The organism is Streptomyces sp. NPDC014623, from assembly GCF_043088245.1.
Classification (GTDB): domain Bacteria; phylum Actinomycetota; class Actinomycetes; order Streptomycetales; family Streptomycetaceae; genus Streptomyces.
Window position 1 is genome coordinate 80341 of the sequence record NZ_JBIBZU010000009.1, and the last position, 13842, is coordinate 94182.

Annotated in this window: 13 protein-coding genes and 1 pseudogene; 8 read left to right on the forward strand and 6 right to left on the reverse strand. The window is 69.6% G+C overall.

The genetic code is table 11. The features are described 5' to 3' along the window. Nucleotides 1–23: 23 nt before the first annotated feature. A complete protein-coding gene (locus ACF1FZ_RS16555; protein ID WP_391774090.1) occupies nucleotides 24–1718 on the forward strand; it encodes a GAF domain-containing protein in 1695 nt (564 codons plus the stop codon). Between the two features lie 165 nt (nucleotides 1719–1883). On the opposite strand, the gene ACF1FZ_RS16560 is transcribed toward ACF1FZ_RS16555, so the two are convergent. Together ACF1FZ_RS16560 and ACF1FZ_RS16565 are read right to left on the reverse strand one after the other, a co-directional pair. Further along, nucleotides 1884–2726: a Cof-type HAD-IIB family hydrolase gene (locus ACF1FZ_RS16560; RefSeq protein WP_391774091.1), complete on the reverse strand. Its 843-nt coding sequence runs from the start codon at nucleotides 2724–2726 to the stop codon at nucleotides 1884–1886. A 190-nt stretch (nucleotides 2727–2916) separates the two neighbouring features. Further along, nucleotides 2917–3813, reverse strand: a complete 897-nt coding sequence (locus ACF1FZ_RS16565; RefSeq protein WP_391774092.1) for an LLM class flavin-dependent oxidoreductase — start codon at nucleotides 3811–3813, stop codon at nucleotides 2917–2919. A 101-nt stretch (nucleotides 3814–3914) separates the two neighbouring features. Here ACF1FZ_RS16565 and ACF1FZ_RS16570 point away from each other — a divergent pair, with 101 nt between their 5' ends. The 4 genes from ACF1FZ_RS16570 (at nucleotide 3915) to ACF1FZ_RS16585 (ending at nucleotide 6203) form a co-directional block, all read left to right on the forward strand. Continuing rightward, nucleotides 3915–4226 carry a hypothetical protein gene (locus ACF1FZ_RS16570; protein ID WP_391774093.1) on the forward strand — a complete coding sequence of 104 codons (312 nt, stop codon included), beginning with the start codon at nucleotides 3915–3917 and terminating at the stop codon, nucleotides 4224–4226. A 99-nt stretch (nucleotides 4227–4325) separates the two neighbouring features. Next, entirely contained in the window at nucleotides 4326–5483 is a 1158-nt protein-coding gene (locus tag ACF1FZ_RS16575; protein WP_391774094.1) for a hypothetical protein, read from the forward strand. Between the two features lie 49 nt (nucleotides 5484–5532). Then, nucleotides 5533–5814 (forward strand): hypothetical protein, encoded by a 282-nt coding sequence (locus ACF1FZ_RS16580; protein ID WP_391774095.1) that lies wholly within the window; start codon nucleotides 5533–5535, stop codon nucleotides 5812–5814. Continuing rightward, on the forward strand, nucleotides 5811–6203 hold the full coding sequence (locus ACF1FZ_RS16585) for a DNA-binding protein (RefSeq protein ID WP_391774096.1): 393 nt from the start codon (nucleotides 5811–5813) through the stop codon (nucleotides 6201–6203). The genes ACF1FZ_RS16580 and ACF1FZ_RS16585 overlap by 4 nt, the downstream gene beginning before the upstream one ends. Before the next feature lie 51 nt (nucleotides 6204–6254). On the opposite strand, the pseudogene ACF1FZ_RS16590 reads toward ACF1FZ_RS16585, so the two are convergent. The 4 genes and pseudogenes from ACF1FZ_RS16590 to ACF1FZ_RS16605 all read right to left on the reverse strand — a co-directional run. Continuing rightward, a pseudogene (locus ACF1FZ_RS16590) lies at nucleotides 6255–6494 on the reverse strand (LLM class flavin-dependent oxidoreductase); the annotation flags it as partial. A 42-nt stretch (nucleotides 6495–6536) separates the two neighbouring features. Then, nucleotides 6537–7445, reverse strand: a complete 909-nt coding sequence (locus tag ACF1FZ_RS16595; protein ID WP_391774097.1) for a DUF72 domain-containing protein — start codon at nucleotides 7443–7445, stop codon at nucleotides 6537–6539. 542 nt (nucleotides 7446–7987) lie between these two features. After that, complete coding sequence (locus tag ACF1FZ_RS16600) at nucleotides 7988–8530, reverse strand: RNA 2'-phosphotransferase (protein WP_391774098.1); 543 nt, start codon at nucleotides 8528–8530, stop codon at nucleotides 7988–7990. Nucleotides 8531–8871: 341 nt separating this feature from the next. Further along, entirely contained in the window at nucleotides 8872–10653 is a 1782-nt protein-coding gene (locus ACF1FZ_RS16605) for an SDR family oxidoreductase (protein ID WP_391774099.1), read from the reverse strand. A 350-nt stretch (nucleotides 10654–11003) separates the two neighbouring features. Here ACF1FZ_RS16605 and ACF1FZ_RS16610 point away from each other — a divergent pair, with 350 nt between their 5' ends. From ACF1FZ_RS16610 to ACF1FZ_RS16620, 3 genes are read left to right on the forward strand one after another with little or no spacing between them, the layout of a single operon-like run. After that, nucleotides 11004–12026 (forward strand): ABC transporter ATP-binding protein, encoded by a 1023-nt coding sequence (locus ACF1FZ_RS16610; RefSeq protein ID WP_391774250.1) that lies wholly within the window; start codon nucleotides 11004–11006, stop codon nucleotides 12024–12026. Further along, a complete protein-coding gene (locus ACF1FZ_RS16615; RefSeq protein ID WP_391774100.1) occupies nucleotides 12016–12924 on the forward strand; it encodes an ABC transporter permease in 909 nt (302 codons plus the stop codon). The genes ACF1FZ_RS16610 and ACF1FZ_RS16615 overlap by 11 nt, the downstream gene beginning before the upstream one ends. After that, on the forward strand, nucleotides 12921–13832 hold the full coding sequence (locus ACF1FZ_RS16620; RefSeq protein ID WP_391774101.1) for an ABC transporter ATP-binding protein: 912 nt from the start codon (nucleotides 12921–12923) through the stop codon (nucleotides 13830–13832). Before ACF1FZ_RS16615 ends, ACF1FZ_RS16620 begins: the two co-directional genes overlap by 4 nt. Nucleotides 13833–13842 lie beyond the last annotated feature (10 nt).

The following is a 13842-nucleotide window of genomic DNA, read 5'->3' on the forward strand; positions in this document are numbered from 1 at the left end:
TCGGCGCTCATTAGGCTCGGATCATGTCCCAGGAGGACCCGCGGGCCTTGCCCGGAGCGACGCAGCAGACGACCGGAAGCCTGCGAGGGTTCTCCGCGGAGCTGACCGCGCGTGTGCCGCGGCTGCTGGAAGCGACGAGATCAGTGGGGACGGGTCTTGAGCTCCACTCCACCCTCGAGCGCATCTGTGCGAGCGCCGCTGAGCTCGCCCACGCTCGGTACGCGGCCGTCGGAGTCGTCGAACGGCCTGGTGAGAGTCTCTGCGCGTTCATCACCCATGGAGTGCCCGAGGAGATCGGCCGCCCGCCCGACGGCCACACCGGGCTCCTGGGCGCACTGATCCAGGAAGGTGTGCCGATTCAGCTGGAGGACCTGGAGGACGACCCGCGCTCCGCCGGATTTCCGGCCGCCCATCCGAAGACGCGCGCTTTCCTCGGGGTCCCGATCCGGGTCCAGGGCAAGGTCTTCGGCAACCTCTACGTGATGGGGAAGCAGGGCGGGGGCGCGTTCGGGGACGACGCACTGCACATGGTGCGCGTGCTGGCCACGGAGGCCGGGATCGCCATCGGCCACGCGCGGACGTACGAAGCCGCCCGGCAGCGCGAACAGTGGATCGACGGTTCGGTGGCCATCACCACCGCCCTCCTCTCCGGCGGGGACGCCGACGAGGCACTCGCCGTCGTCGCCGAACAGGCGCGCCGTCTCGCCGACGCCGCGGCCGGCATCGTGCTGCTCCCCGCCGCGGAGGGTGGACTGGAGATCGTCGCCGTCGCCGGGGACACGACGTCCGCCTCCCTGGGAGTGATCACCCCGCCGCAGAGTCCCGTGGTGGCGGCGCTCCTGAGGGGCGAGGAGGTGTTCCTGGACGACTCGTCGGACGACCCCCGCATGATCACCGGGCTGGCTGATCAGTTTGGCCCGCACATGCTCCTCCCCCTGCGCAGTGGTGGCCGGGTGCTCGGGGCGCTCTCCATCCCGCGGGCGCGGGGCGGACGGCCGTTCACCCGGGCGGAGCGGACGCTGGCCACTCACTTCGCCGCACAGGCCGCACTGGCTCTGAAGCTGTCCGAGGCCCAGCGGGACCGGGAGAGACTCGCCGTGTACGAGGACCGGGACCGGATCGCCCGGGACCTCCACGACCTCGTCATCCAGCGTCTGTTCGCCACCGGGGTCATGCTGGAGGACGCTCAGCGACGTTCCCCGGTCCCCGCTGTGCAGGCCGGCATCGGACGGGCCGTCGACGAACTGGATGTGACCATCCAGGAGATCCGCACCGCCGTCTTCGCGCTGCGTCAGGAACCGGAGGAGTCGCCGTCAGGGCTGCGGACCCGAGTGCTGCGGGAGATCAACACGGCCGCGGTGCCCCTGGGGTTCGTGCCTTCCCACCGCTTCCTGGGAGCGGTCGACTCGCTGGTGGGGGAGCTCGCGGGCAAGAACCTCATCGCGGCTCTGCGGGAAGCGCTGTCCAACACATTCCGTCATGCGGGGGCCTCGCGTGTGGACGTCAGGGTCGACGCGACCGCGGTGCTGCCGGACGGGCGGGACGCTGTACGCCTGACGGTCACGGACGACGGGGTCGGCATCCCGGACGGCGGCCGGCGCAGCGGCCTGCGCAATCTTGCCAGACGTGCTGAGTCCCTGGGTGGCGCGAGCTGGTTCGGGCCGGGGGCCGGGGAGGAGGGCAGAGGTACGACCGTGACCTGGCAGGTCCCGCTCTGACGGCCTGGGGGCGGACATGAGCGGTCCAGACGTACACGCCGGTGCGGGACCCCGGCGTACGCTTCCCGCCGACAGCCCCGGCGCGCGGCGAGTGTGGGATCCCGCCGGCGGTCTCCGAGCGGACGGTCTCCGGACGGCCTCAGCGAGTGGTCTCCGGGGGCGGTCTCAGCGGGCGGCGAGGATCCGCTCGATGACGACCGCGACGCCGTCCTCGTCGTTCGTGAGCGTCACGCCGGATGCGGCGGCCAGCGCGGCCGGATGGGCGTTACCCATGGCGAACGAGGAGCCTGCCCAGCTCAGCATCTCCACATCGTTGGGCATGTCTCCGAACGCGACCACCTCGTCCGGACCGATCCCGCGCTCCGCGCAGCAGGACGCGAGGGTGCGGGCCTTGGAGACACCGAGGCCGCTGATCTCCAGCAGCGCGGTGGGACTGGACCGGGTGAACGACGCGCGGTCCCCCGCGATCTCGCGGGCCAGCGAGAGGAAGGCGTCCGGGGCCAGTTCGGGGTGGTGGGCGAGGACTTTCAGGACCGGCGCGCCGGTGCCCGGAGCCGCCTCGTGGAGCAGCTTCTCCGCTACGGCGACCGTGGCACCCGGGTCCATGTGGAACGGGGGGTAGGCGGGTTCGTAGTGGATGCCGGTAGCCAGCTCGACTGCGAACGAGACCCCGGAGGCGGCCTCTCGCAGGGCGTCGACCACGTCCAGGGCGACGGCCCGGTCCAGCGGATGGACCGTGAGCAGCCGGCTGTCGCGGAGATCGACGACCGCGGCCCCGTTCGCGCAGATCGCCATGCCGTGGCCCTGCACATGAGGGCTGACGACGTCCATCCAGCGGGCGGGCCTCCCGGTGACGAAGAAGACCTCGATCCCCGCTTCTTCGGCGGCCGTCAGGGCGGCGGTCGTCCGGTCCGACAGGGTCTTGTCGTCGCGCAGGAGAGTGCCGTCCAGATCGGTGGCGATCAGCCGGGTCACGGCAGGCAGAGGCGAGTCGGTAGCTGAGGTCACCCCGTCATTCTCCCGTACGGAGTCGCACGGGCGTGCAGAGGGGCGCACATCTGAGAGAGCGAGTCCTTGAGCTGCGGAACCTGACACGGGCATATGCCGACGGCCCTCGGAGTGCCGCCCCGCGGTGGAGACGGCGGCCGTCGGGCCCGGGCCGTCCCCGGAACTCCTCCCGCCCCGGAAGGCGAGTGGTTCAGACGAACTGGGCCAGGGCCTCGGTGGCGATCCGTTCGAACAGCTCGGTGTCCAGGGCGAAGCCGGAGTCCGGTACCGGCCAGTGAACGACGATCTCGGTGAATCCGAGGTCGAAGTGCGTCCCCGCGAAGTCCACGAACGCGTCGAAGGACTGCAGCGGACGGCCCGGAGCGAAACCGGTGAGCAGGATCTTGTCCAGCGCGAACACGTCCCGGCCGGCTTCCTCGCACGCCGCACCGAGCCGGTTGATCTGGCCGCGGACGGCTTCCACGGACTGCTCAGGGGTGCCTGCCTCGTACAGCTTCGGGTCACCCGTGGTCACCCATGCCTCGCCGTACCGTGCTGCGAGCTTCAGGCCACGCGGCCCGGTGGCGGCGACCGCGAACGGCAACCGGGGACGCTGGACACAGCCAGGGATGTTCCGGACCTCGTTCGCTGCGTAGAACCGGCCTTCCTGCGTCACGGAGGGCTCCCGGAGGAGCCGGTCGAGCAGGGGCACGAACTCGTCGAAGTGGTCGGCGCGCTCGCGTGGTGTCCACGGTTCCTCGTCGCTCCCACGCAGTGCCGTGGCGTCGAAGCCGTTGCCGCCGGCGCCGATGCCGAGGGTGATCCGCCCGCCGGAGACGTCGTCCAGGGTGATGAGGTCCTTGGCGAGCGTCACCGGGTGCCTGAAGTTGGGTGACGTCACGAGGGTGCCCAGCCGGAGGCGGTCGGTCGCCGTGGCGGCGGCTGTGAGGGTGGGCAGGGCACCGAACCACGGCCCGTCCCGGAAGGACCGCCATGAAAGGTGGTCGTAGGTGTACGCGGCGTGGAAGCCGAGGTCCTCGGCCCGCCGCCAGGTCTTCTGTCCTTCGGCCCATCGGTGGATGGGGAGGATTACCGTGCTCAGACGCATGACCTCGACGATACGCGGGCATCCCGCTGTCACGGATATGCCGACGGAGCAGATTCGGGCAGCTACGCCGACGTTGCGATGCGGGCCGCTACCGTGGCGTCATGGGCACGCTGGACAGGGCCGAGCTTGAGGCCATGATCGACGAGGCGACGGTGGACGCCTACGGCGAGGACGAGCAGCGGACGGGGCTGTTCACCATGCTTGAGGAGACCCTCGCCCTACCCTTCACCACTACAGTTCTCGGCGCCGAGGTGACGGTGCGCGGCGTCGACCTCACGTCCGACGGACGGATCGTCGCCTTGTGCTCTCGCGGTCACGTCCGGCAGTCGATCGGGATTCTGGATCTGCCGTTGCCCAGCCCGGCGCCCGAAGGTGCGGAGTGGATCGAGGCGTACCGTCACTGGGCCGGTTGAGGCCGGGCACTCTCACTTCACGCGGAACTGGCTCGTACGAAAGGGCTGAACGTGGCTGAGGCCGCACAGGGCGCACATCAGGGTGCCCATGGACCGTCATTGGCTGATCTCATCGAGCGCAGCGCCGAATTGAAGGGGCGGCTGGTCGCCTTCGCGCAGAGTGCCCGCTTCGACCGGTGGTTGACACACCTCCTGCTGGAGGCCGCTGGGCCTGAACGGCAGTTGGACGAGGGCGAGGCGATCCGGATCACCGACCACTTCATCCTGCGGTACCGCCTGCCGGACGGTTCGACCGTGATGGACCGGTTCATCGCCGGCCGGAAGGACTTGACCGAGGCCGATCGGGAGATGCTGCTCGGCTGGCGTGACCCGGTCGAGGGCGTCTTCGAGATCCGGCGCAAGGACGGCGATGCCGTTGTCCTGCTGAACCTTGTCGACGACCTTGAGTACCGCACGTACTCGAACGTCGGGCGGGCGGCGTTCCGCGGAGTATCCAAGGGGGGATTCCTCCATACCTGCCTGGTGCCCGTCCACTCGGCCGGCGGGGCGTGGTTGGTGTCCGGGGCGATGACCGGCTACCCCAGGTCCAGCGCCGCCGAGATCGCCCAAGCAGCCCTGCGACTGGCCGCACACCACCCCGAACTGGTCTTCCGCAACGCCGAGAAGCTCGAGCAGGGGTGGCAGCTGATGAGGGAGGACCGGGCCGCGTTCGTCGAGTTCTGCGGTGGCGACGAAGTGGTCCTTCCGCCGGCCGAGGCCGAGGACCTCGTCAACGCCTTCTACCGCCACCGCCGACAGGCCGCCGTCGCCGCACAGCCCGGCCGTGCCCGAGCCGGGCGGCTCCCCGGCCCGGACGTGCCCTCCTTCGAGCCGCTGTCAGAACTGGCGGGTTCGGACACCGTCGGCGTCATCTACGACCAGGTCGACGGGCTCAACTTCTACGCCGACTACGGGATGCTGCGGGACCTCTTCGCGGATCCCGCCCTCCCGGGCCGCAGGCGGCACCAGGATCTGCTGCGCACGTACCTGCGCGAGGAGTCGATCACGCCACTGCCGATCCGCCGGCTGGCCGCCGCTCACCCGGAGACGGCTGACGAGGTGTTCCGGAAGCTGTTGCGGAAACCCGGATTCATCTGGAGCGAGCACGGTGAGGCGCTGCTCCGCCGGCGCAAGCCCTGGTACTACGAGCGCGAGCCCCGTCCGGGCGTCTCCGTCATCGGCGACCGCCTCAGCAGGCTCGCCGCTGGCCGCCACTAGTCATCGCGGAGCGCCAGCGAGTTAACAGGACATGTAATACACTTCACCTATGGACACGCCCCGCTCCGGCAAGACCCGAGTCACCAGCGTCTCCCTGCGCGCCGAGACCCTGGAGGCGATCCGCGCACGCGCCGGCAAACAAGGCGTCTCCTCCTATATCGAGGAGGCCGTACAGCGGCAGCTCCAGCGTGAGGCCATCGACGAGTACATCGCCGCCGCTGAAGCGGAGCACGGCCCTGTCGATCCTGCCGAGGTGTCGGACAAGGCCGAGCGCATCCGCGCCCACCACGCCGCCCGCCGCAGTGGGTCCGCTCCGGCGGACGCCGCATGAGCGGGACCCTCGTTCTCGACAGCGAGGCTCTCTCCAAGCTCTCCCGTCGCCACCGTGACATGACCGTATGGCTGGACGTCGCCCGCACACTGGACCTGCTCGTCGTGACGAGCGCCGCCACGCTGGTGGAGGCACGTGATCCGAAGGTGCCGCAGGCGGCGTTCGACCATGCCGTCTCCCTGGCCAAGGTGCGCCCGGTCACGGAGGAGATCGCACGTGCGGCGAGCAGACTGCTTGCCGCGGAAAGCCTGCACGGTCACAAGTACGCCATCGACGCGATGCTCGCCGCCACGGCTCACATGGAGCACGGCGACGTCACCGTCATCACGAGCGACACGGACGACCTGCGTCGGCTGTGCCTTCCTCGCATCGCCGTCGAGCCGATCTGAGCACCCAGGTCGCTTTTCCCTGAGCCCTTGCCGTGTTTCCGCCGGTCAGCGTGTGACGGGTGAACGAGGCTTGACCGACGTCACGAGGGTGCCCAGCCGGAGGCGGTCGGTCGCCGTGGCGGCGGCTGTGAGGGTGGGCAGGGCACCGAACCACGGCCCGTCCCGGAAGGACCGCCATGAAAGGTGGTCGTAGGTGTACGCGGCGTGGAAGCCGAGGTCCTCGGCCCGCCGCCAGGTCTTCTGTCCTTCGGCCCATCGGTGGATGGGGAGGATCACCGTGCTCAGACGCATGACCCCGACGATACGCGGGGCCTTCCGCTGTCCCTGTCCGCGTCATCCCTGTCCGTCCTCGGCCTCCGCCATGGCTTGCTCCGGAGGGGCCAGCAGGTGACGCATGGACTGCGCGGCGCGGACGGACGCGTCGGCACAGCAGTTGTTGAACAGGACATGGACCTCTCGCGCCTGTTCGGCCATCGCCCGGATGCGCGGGGTCCACTCGGACAGTTCCTCGCGTGTGTAGGAGTGGCGGAACCTCTCCTCCTTGGTGCCGGTTCCCCAGGCGCTGTTACGTCCGTGGAAACGCACCACCGCGAACTGCGGTGAGGTGACCGGGGCGACCGGAGGCACGGAGACGGGGAGCGTCTGCACCATGTCCACGGCCACCGCAGCGGCGTCCAGTTCGGTCAGGAGCGCGGTCGTCGCGGCGATGTGGTCCTCACGCCACCAGTCGGGGTGCCGGAACTCCACGGCCATCGGCCACCCCGCGGCCCGCTCACGGCACCGGCGCAGGAAAGCCGCCGCCGGCCTCCCCGGTGCGAGCTGCCGCGGGAACTGGAACAGCACTGTTCCCAGCCGGCCGGCACCGCGCAGTGGTTCGAGCGCCGCGCCGAACCGTGTCCATACCTCGTCCAGCAGGCCTGGATCGGCTTCCGCCCGGTCCCGATGGCGGGCGAGAGCCGGGCGCAGATCGGCCGGCATCGCGCTCGGACGAGTCGGGTGTCCGGTGAGCAGGGAGAACGCCTTCACGTCGAAGCGGAAGTCCTCAGGGGTGCGATCGGCCCACAGGAGGCTGTTGCGAACGCTGGGCAGGCCGTAGTACGTCGCATCCACTTCCACCACCGAGAACTGGCCCGCGTAGTGCCGCAGCCTGCCCTCGGCATCGCGTCGGCCCGCCGGGTACCAGCCACTGGACACCAGCGCCTTGTCCGTCCATGAACACGTGCCGATCCGGATCTTTCCCATGGTGTTCGTCTTCCCTGGGAGCGACCACGCGAACGGGCCTGGTGGCACTCACGGCGGGGAGACGCACGGGGGGAACGCTGCCGGGAGGGCGACAGTGGTTGCCGGGACGCACGGCCGGGACGACGCTGGAAAAAGCCGGGGAAACCGGAGAAAAACCGGGTCGGCACTTCCCGCGTGGGTGACTTCCCGCATGTGCGCACGGCGCCGGGTGCGGTTTGCCGGAAGGAATGAGTCGTCATGCGCATGCCGCTCACGGCACGGATGGACACCGAGGTCTCGAACCGTTCGGTGTCCGACGCAACCATGTCCAAGATGGTGGAGGAGGTCGTCGAGCAGCTCGAGCCCGAGGTGGCGTACTTCACCATCCAGAACGGCCGGCGCCCCTGCTTGATGGTCTCCGACATGAAGGAGTCCGCCCAGATGCCACCGCTCATGGAGCCTCTGTTCCGCGCGGGTTCCAAGATCGTCCTGACGCCCGTCATGTACCTCGACGACCTGCGTACGGGCCTCGGAGGCATGGAGCGCCGACCTCCCGGAACGGGTCATGCGCGCAAGCGCAGAAAGGCCGGTGGTACGGAGGCTGTGAGCCACACCCCGTTGGCGCTCACAAGGAACAGGTGGCCTGCCCGGTGCATGGCTCCCGCGTCCACGGTGAGGACGGCCGGGGTGCCACGCCGGGAACCGACGCGGACCGCTGTTTCGCGGTCGGGTGACAGATGGACGTGATGGCGGTTCACGGGCCGGAGACCTTCGGCGTGGATGGCGTCGAGCACGCGTGCCACAGTGCCGTGGTAGAGGTACGCGGGTGGTTCGGCCGGGGGAAGGCCGAGTTCGACGGGGACGGAGTGGCCCTGATTCGCCCGGACGCGCTCACCGTCCACGGCGAAGCGCTGCTTGTCGCTGGTCGCGACCACATGGGCGAGTTCGTCCCGGGTGAGGGCGAAGCCGTGCCGGGCACAGGCTTCCAGCAGCTCGTCCACGGCCACCCAGCCGTGGGCGTCAAGGGTGATGCCGATCCGGCCGGGCTCATGTCGCAGATGCTTCGACAAGAACGTGGAGACCTTCACGGTGCGTCGTTCGTCCATCCCGTCAGAGTGCCCGCGTCACTTCTTCCGGCGCACCCCGATTTCATCCGTTGTTCGCGGCATTCATCGACGTGACAGGTTTGATCCACAGCCACCTTGCTTTTTCCACAGGGAACGTGGCGTCTCTGTGGACAACACCCGTGCCAATAAAGCAAGTTATCCAACTTGCCTCATTTTGCTGCTGGATGGTGCTTTCCTTGCGCTGTGCCGGTCGGCACATGCGTGCCGGAACGGTCGCGGGCGACAACCGGGTGACGAGGAGGAGTCGCCGGAAGAGGACATCATGGGGCGGCAGCGTACGGCGTTGTTGCCTTGTTCCGGGCTCGAACCCGCGAAAACCCTCACAAGGGCGGCTTCATCCGTGCGACACCACGCAGTAGGCGAGGACTGATCCGTGACAACAGCCGTGCGCCGTGAGCTTCGGGCGTCACCGGCACCACGGCCCGGTTGTGCACCACGGCATCGAGGATCGCCCGCGCGACCTTCTCCGCCGGGTAGTTGCGGAGGGAGTACAGCCGGGCCGTGCGCTTTCGGAGGCGCTGTTCCTCCGCCTCGTCGGTTCCGGCGAAGTGCGCGGTTCCGGTGATGCCGGTGTTGACGAGACCGGGACACACCGCACTGACCCCGATCGACCGTTCGGCGAGTTCCGCCCTCAGGCATTCGCTGAGCATCAGCACCGCCGCTTTGGACGTGCTGTAGGCGGGCAGGGCGCGAGACGGCTGGTAGGCGGCTGCCGAAGCGACGTTGACGATGTGGCCTCCCTGCCCCCGGGCAGCCATCCGACCGCCGAAGATCCGGCAGCCGTGGATGACTCCCCACAGGTTCACGTCGAGCACCTTCCGCCAGTCCTCGCTCGTCGTCTCGAGGAAGGCGCCCGCCATTCCGACGCCGGCGTTGTTCACCAGGACGTCCACGACGCCTGCCTCGGCGGCGATCCTTTCGGCGAGCTCCTCCATCGCCTGCTCGTCCCCGACGTCCACGGCTTCGCCCCACGCGGCGGGGGCGCCGAGCAAGCGCGCCGTCTCCGCCGTCCGCGCAACACCCTCCGCGTCCCGGTCCACGGCCACCACACGCGCACCCGCCTCGGCGAACGACAGTGCTGTGGCGCGTCCGATGCCCGCAGCCGCGCCCGTCACGAGCACCAGCCGACCACCGAACCGGTTCGCACGGGCGCCTCCGGGTGCCGCGACCGGAGCTTCGGGGCCGGCCGGAGCGTCGTGGTCCCCGGATTCGACGCCGTCGGCGAAATCGCCGATCCAGGCGGACAGCTGGTCCGGCCTGGTACGCGGCACCCAGTGCTTCGCGGGCAGGGCGCGGCGCACCAGCCGGGGTACCCAGGAGTCCAGTTCGTCGTAGAGCGATGGTGAGAGGAAGGCGTCACCGGTAGGGGTGATGAGCTGTACCGGTACATGCGCGTACGCGTCCGGGCGTGGCCGGCGCAGACGGGACCGGACGTTGTCACGGTAGAGCCAGGCCCCGTGCGCCGCGTCCTGCGGGAGCGACGCCGTCGGATACCCGTCGGAGGGCACCTTCTCCATTCGCCGCAGGATCCGCGGCCACTGCCGGCCCAGCGCGCCGCGCCAGGCCATCTCGGGAAGAACCGGCGTGTGCAGTGCGTACACGTACCAGGACTTGGCGCCCTGGCCGAGCAACTGCCCCACCCGGCGCGGGCTCGGGTGCGACAGCCTCCGTCTGATCCAGTGCCCGAAGTGGTCGAGGGACGGGCCGGACATCGACGTGAACGAGGCGATGCGTCCTTCGGTCCGCTCCACGGTCGCGAACTCCCAGGCCTGCACCGACCCCCAGTCATGGCCGACCACATGGACCGGCCGGTCCGGGCTGACGGCGTCCGCGACGGCCAGGAAGTCATCGGTGAGCTTCTCCAGCGTGAAGCCACCGCGCAGCGGCACGGGGGCCGTGGACCTGCCGTGCCCCCGCACGTCGTAGAGCACCACATGCCACCGCTCGGCCAGTCGCGCCGCGACCTCGGTCCAGACCTCCTTGCTGTCCGGGTAGCCGTGCACCAGCACGATCGTCGGCCGCGCCGGATCGCCCGCCTCGGCGACACACAGCTCGATGCCACCCGTACGCACCCATCGCTCACGTGCGTCTCGCAGGTCCACGCCACCTCCTCGTCCGGTGCCGACGTCGCGGTACGCATCCGTAACGTGACTTCGCTGAATGTGGCAACCGGCGTACTGCCGCGTCAAGGGATGCCCCGAACCTGTGGACAACCCCACGTGGACGAGCGGGGCCGGCACGGACAGGCCGGTGCCGGGCACGTACGGCGGACCCCGCGCCTGCTCCGTGGTCGGGCCACTGCCGGCTGCGCGCGCCCGGCGAAGGCCCGGGCCGTAGGGGATCCTCCCCCGTGGGTCCCCCTACGGGTGTGTACGCCTGGAGGCGGACGCGGATACAGCCGTCTGGTCTGACGACTCCTGTGGCGCGGGCCACTACCTTCGAACACGTGACTGTGATCGCAACCGAAAGCCTGAGCAAGCGGTTCCCGAGGGTGACCGCGCTTGACCGGCTCTCCTTGGACATCGGACCGGGCGTAACCGGCCTGGTGGGTTCCAACGGGGCCGGCAAGTCCACACTGATCAAGATCCTGCTGGGTCTGTCCCCCGCCACCGAAGGCCGGGCCGCGGTGCTCGGGCTCGACGTCGCCACCGAGGGCGCCGCCATCCGGGAGCGGGTCGGGTACATGCCGGAGCACGACTGCCTGCCTCCCGACGTGTCCGCGACCGAGTTCGTGGTCCACATGGCGCGGATGTCCGGGCTGCCGCCCACCGCGGCACGCGAGCGCACCGCGGACACCCTGCGCCACGTGGGCCTCTACGAGGAGCGCTACCGCCCCATCGGCGGCTACTCGACCGGGATGAAGCAGCGGGTCAAACTGGCCCAGGCCCTGGTCCACGACCCGAAGCTGGTCCTTCTCGACGAGCCGACGAACGGCCTGGACCCCGTCGGCCGGGACGAGATGCTCGGTCTGATCCGCCGTGTCCACACCGACTTCGGCATCTCGGTGCTGGTCACCTCGCACCTCCTCGGAGAGCTCGAACGGACCTGCGACCACGTCGTCGTCATCGACGGCGGCGCGTTGCTGCGTTCCAGCTCCACCAGCGACTTCACCCGTACCACCACGACACTGGCGGTCGAAGTCACCGACAGCGACACCCACCCGGACGGCACGGACGCTCTGCGCCGGGCCCTCACCGATGCCGGGATCAAGCTCATCGGCCATGACGGCCTCGACGCCGAGGGGCTGCCGGGCGCAGGCCACATCCTCCTGGTGGAGGCGACGGGCGAGGACACGTACGACGTGGTCCGCGACAGTGTCGCCCGTCTCGGGCTGGGTCTGATCCGGATGGAACAGCGGCGCCACCACATCGCCGAGGTCTTCCGCACCGAAGAGGCACCGCGGGCGGCCGCGGCCGCGACAGCGGGTGCCGGGCAGCAGGAACAGCAGAAGGGGAGCGGCCGCGATGAGCACTGAGGCAAGGACCGCGGCCGGGAGCGACACCTCCCGGATCCACAACATCGGGTACCGCTCCTACGAGGGAGCACGCCTGGGCCGGGCCTACGCCCGCCGGTCGCTGTACTCGCAGTCCCTGCGGGGCTCGTTCGGGCTGGGCAGGTCCGCGAAGTCCAAGGTGCTGCCGATGCTTCTGTGCGGGGTGATGTGCCTGGTGGCGCTGATCCTCGTCGCGGTCGCCATCGCCACGCCCGGCATGACGAAACTCCCCATCGCCTACACGGACTTCGCGATCTACCTGCAGGCTGTGATCGGACTCTTCATCGCCTCCCAGGCGCCCCAGTCCGTGTCGAGGGACCTCCGCTTCAAGAGCGTGCCGCTGTACTTCTCGCGGCCGATCGAGCGCGTCGACTACGTACTCGCCAAGTTCGCCGCCATGGCGTCCGCCCTGCTCATCCTCACCGGACTCCCCCTCGTCATCCTCTACGGGGGCGCGTTGCTGGCCGAGTTCGACCTGGCCGACCAGACCAAGGGCTTCGGGCAGGGGATGGTCTCGGTGGCGCTGCTCTCCGTACTGTTCGCCGGTCTCGGCCTGGTGGTCGCCGCGCTGACACCGCGCCGGGGCTTCGGGGTCGCCGCCGTGATCGCCGTACTCACCATCACCTACGGTGCGGTGTCCACGGTCCAGGCGATCGCCTGGGAGACGGGCTCGGCCGGTGCCGTCACCTGGCTGGGGCTGTTCTCGCCCATCACGCTGATCGACGGGGTGCAGACCGCCTTCCTCGGTGCCTCCTCCGCCTTCCCCGGCGGGGACGGGCCCGGGGCCGCCGCCGGTGTGGTCTATCTGATCGTTGTTCTCGCGCTCGTCGCCGGCTCGTACGCCGTACTGATGCGCCGCTACCGGAGGGTCGGGCTGTGACCACCATCGAGATCGACCACACCTCCCGCTGGTTCGGCAACGTGGTCGCCGTCAACGACGTCAGCATGAAGGTGGGCCCCGGAGTGACCGGGTTGCTCGGCCCCAACGGAGCCGGGAAGTCCACACTGATCAACATGATGGCCGGCTTCCTGGAGCCATCGACCGGCAAGGTGACGCTGGACGGCACACAGATCTGGCGCAACGAGACGGTCTACAGGGCGATCGGGATCGTGCCCGAGCGGGAGGGCATGTACGACTTCCTGACCGGCCGTGAGTTCGTCGTCGCCAACGCCGAGCTGCACGGGCTGGGCGACGCGGCCGCGCACAAGGCGCTGGCCACGGTCGAGATGGAGTACGCGCAGGACCGCAAGATCTCCACGTACAGCAAGGGCATGCGCCAGCGCGTGAAGATGGCGTCCGCGCTGGTCCACGACCCCTCGGTGCTGCTCCTCGACGAACCGTTCAACGGCATGGACCCGCGTCAGCGGATGCAGCTCATGGAGCTTCTGCGGCGGATGGGCGCGGAGGGCCGCACGGTGCTCTTCTCCTCCCACATCCTGGAGGAGGTGGAGCAGCTCGCCTCACACATCGAGGTGATCGTTGCGGGCCGCCACGCCGCGTCCGGAGACTTCCGCAGGATCCGCCGGCTGATGACGGACAGGCCGCACCGCTATCTCGTCCGCTCCAGCGACGACCGGGCCCTCGCGGCCGCGCTCATCGCGGATCCCTCGACGGCGGGCATCGAGGTGGACGTGACGGAGAAGGCCCTGCACATCCAGGCGGTCGACTTCGGGCGGTTCACGACGCTGCTGCCGAAGGTCGCGCGTGAACGCGGAATCCGTCTGCTCACCGTCTCCCCGTCCGACGAGTCCCTCGAATCGGTCTTCTCCTATCTCGTAGCGGCCTGAGTAGTGGCCT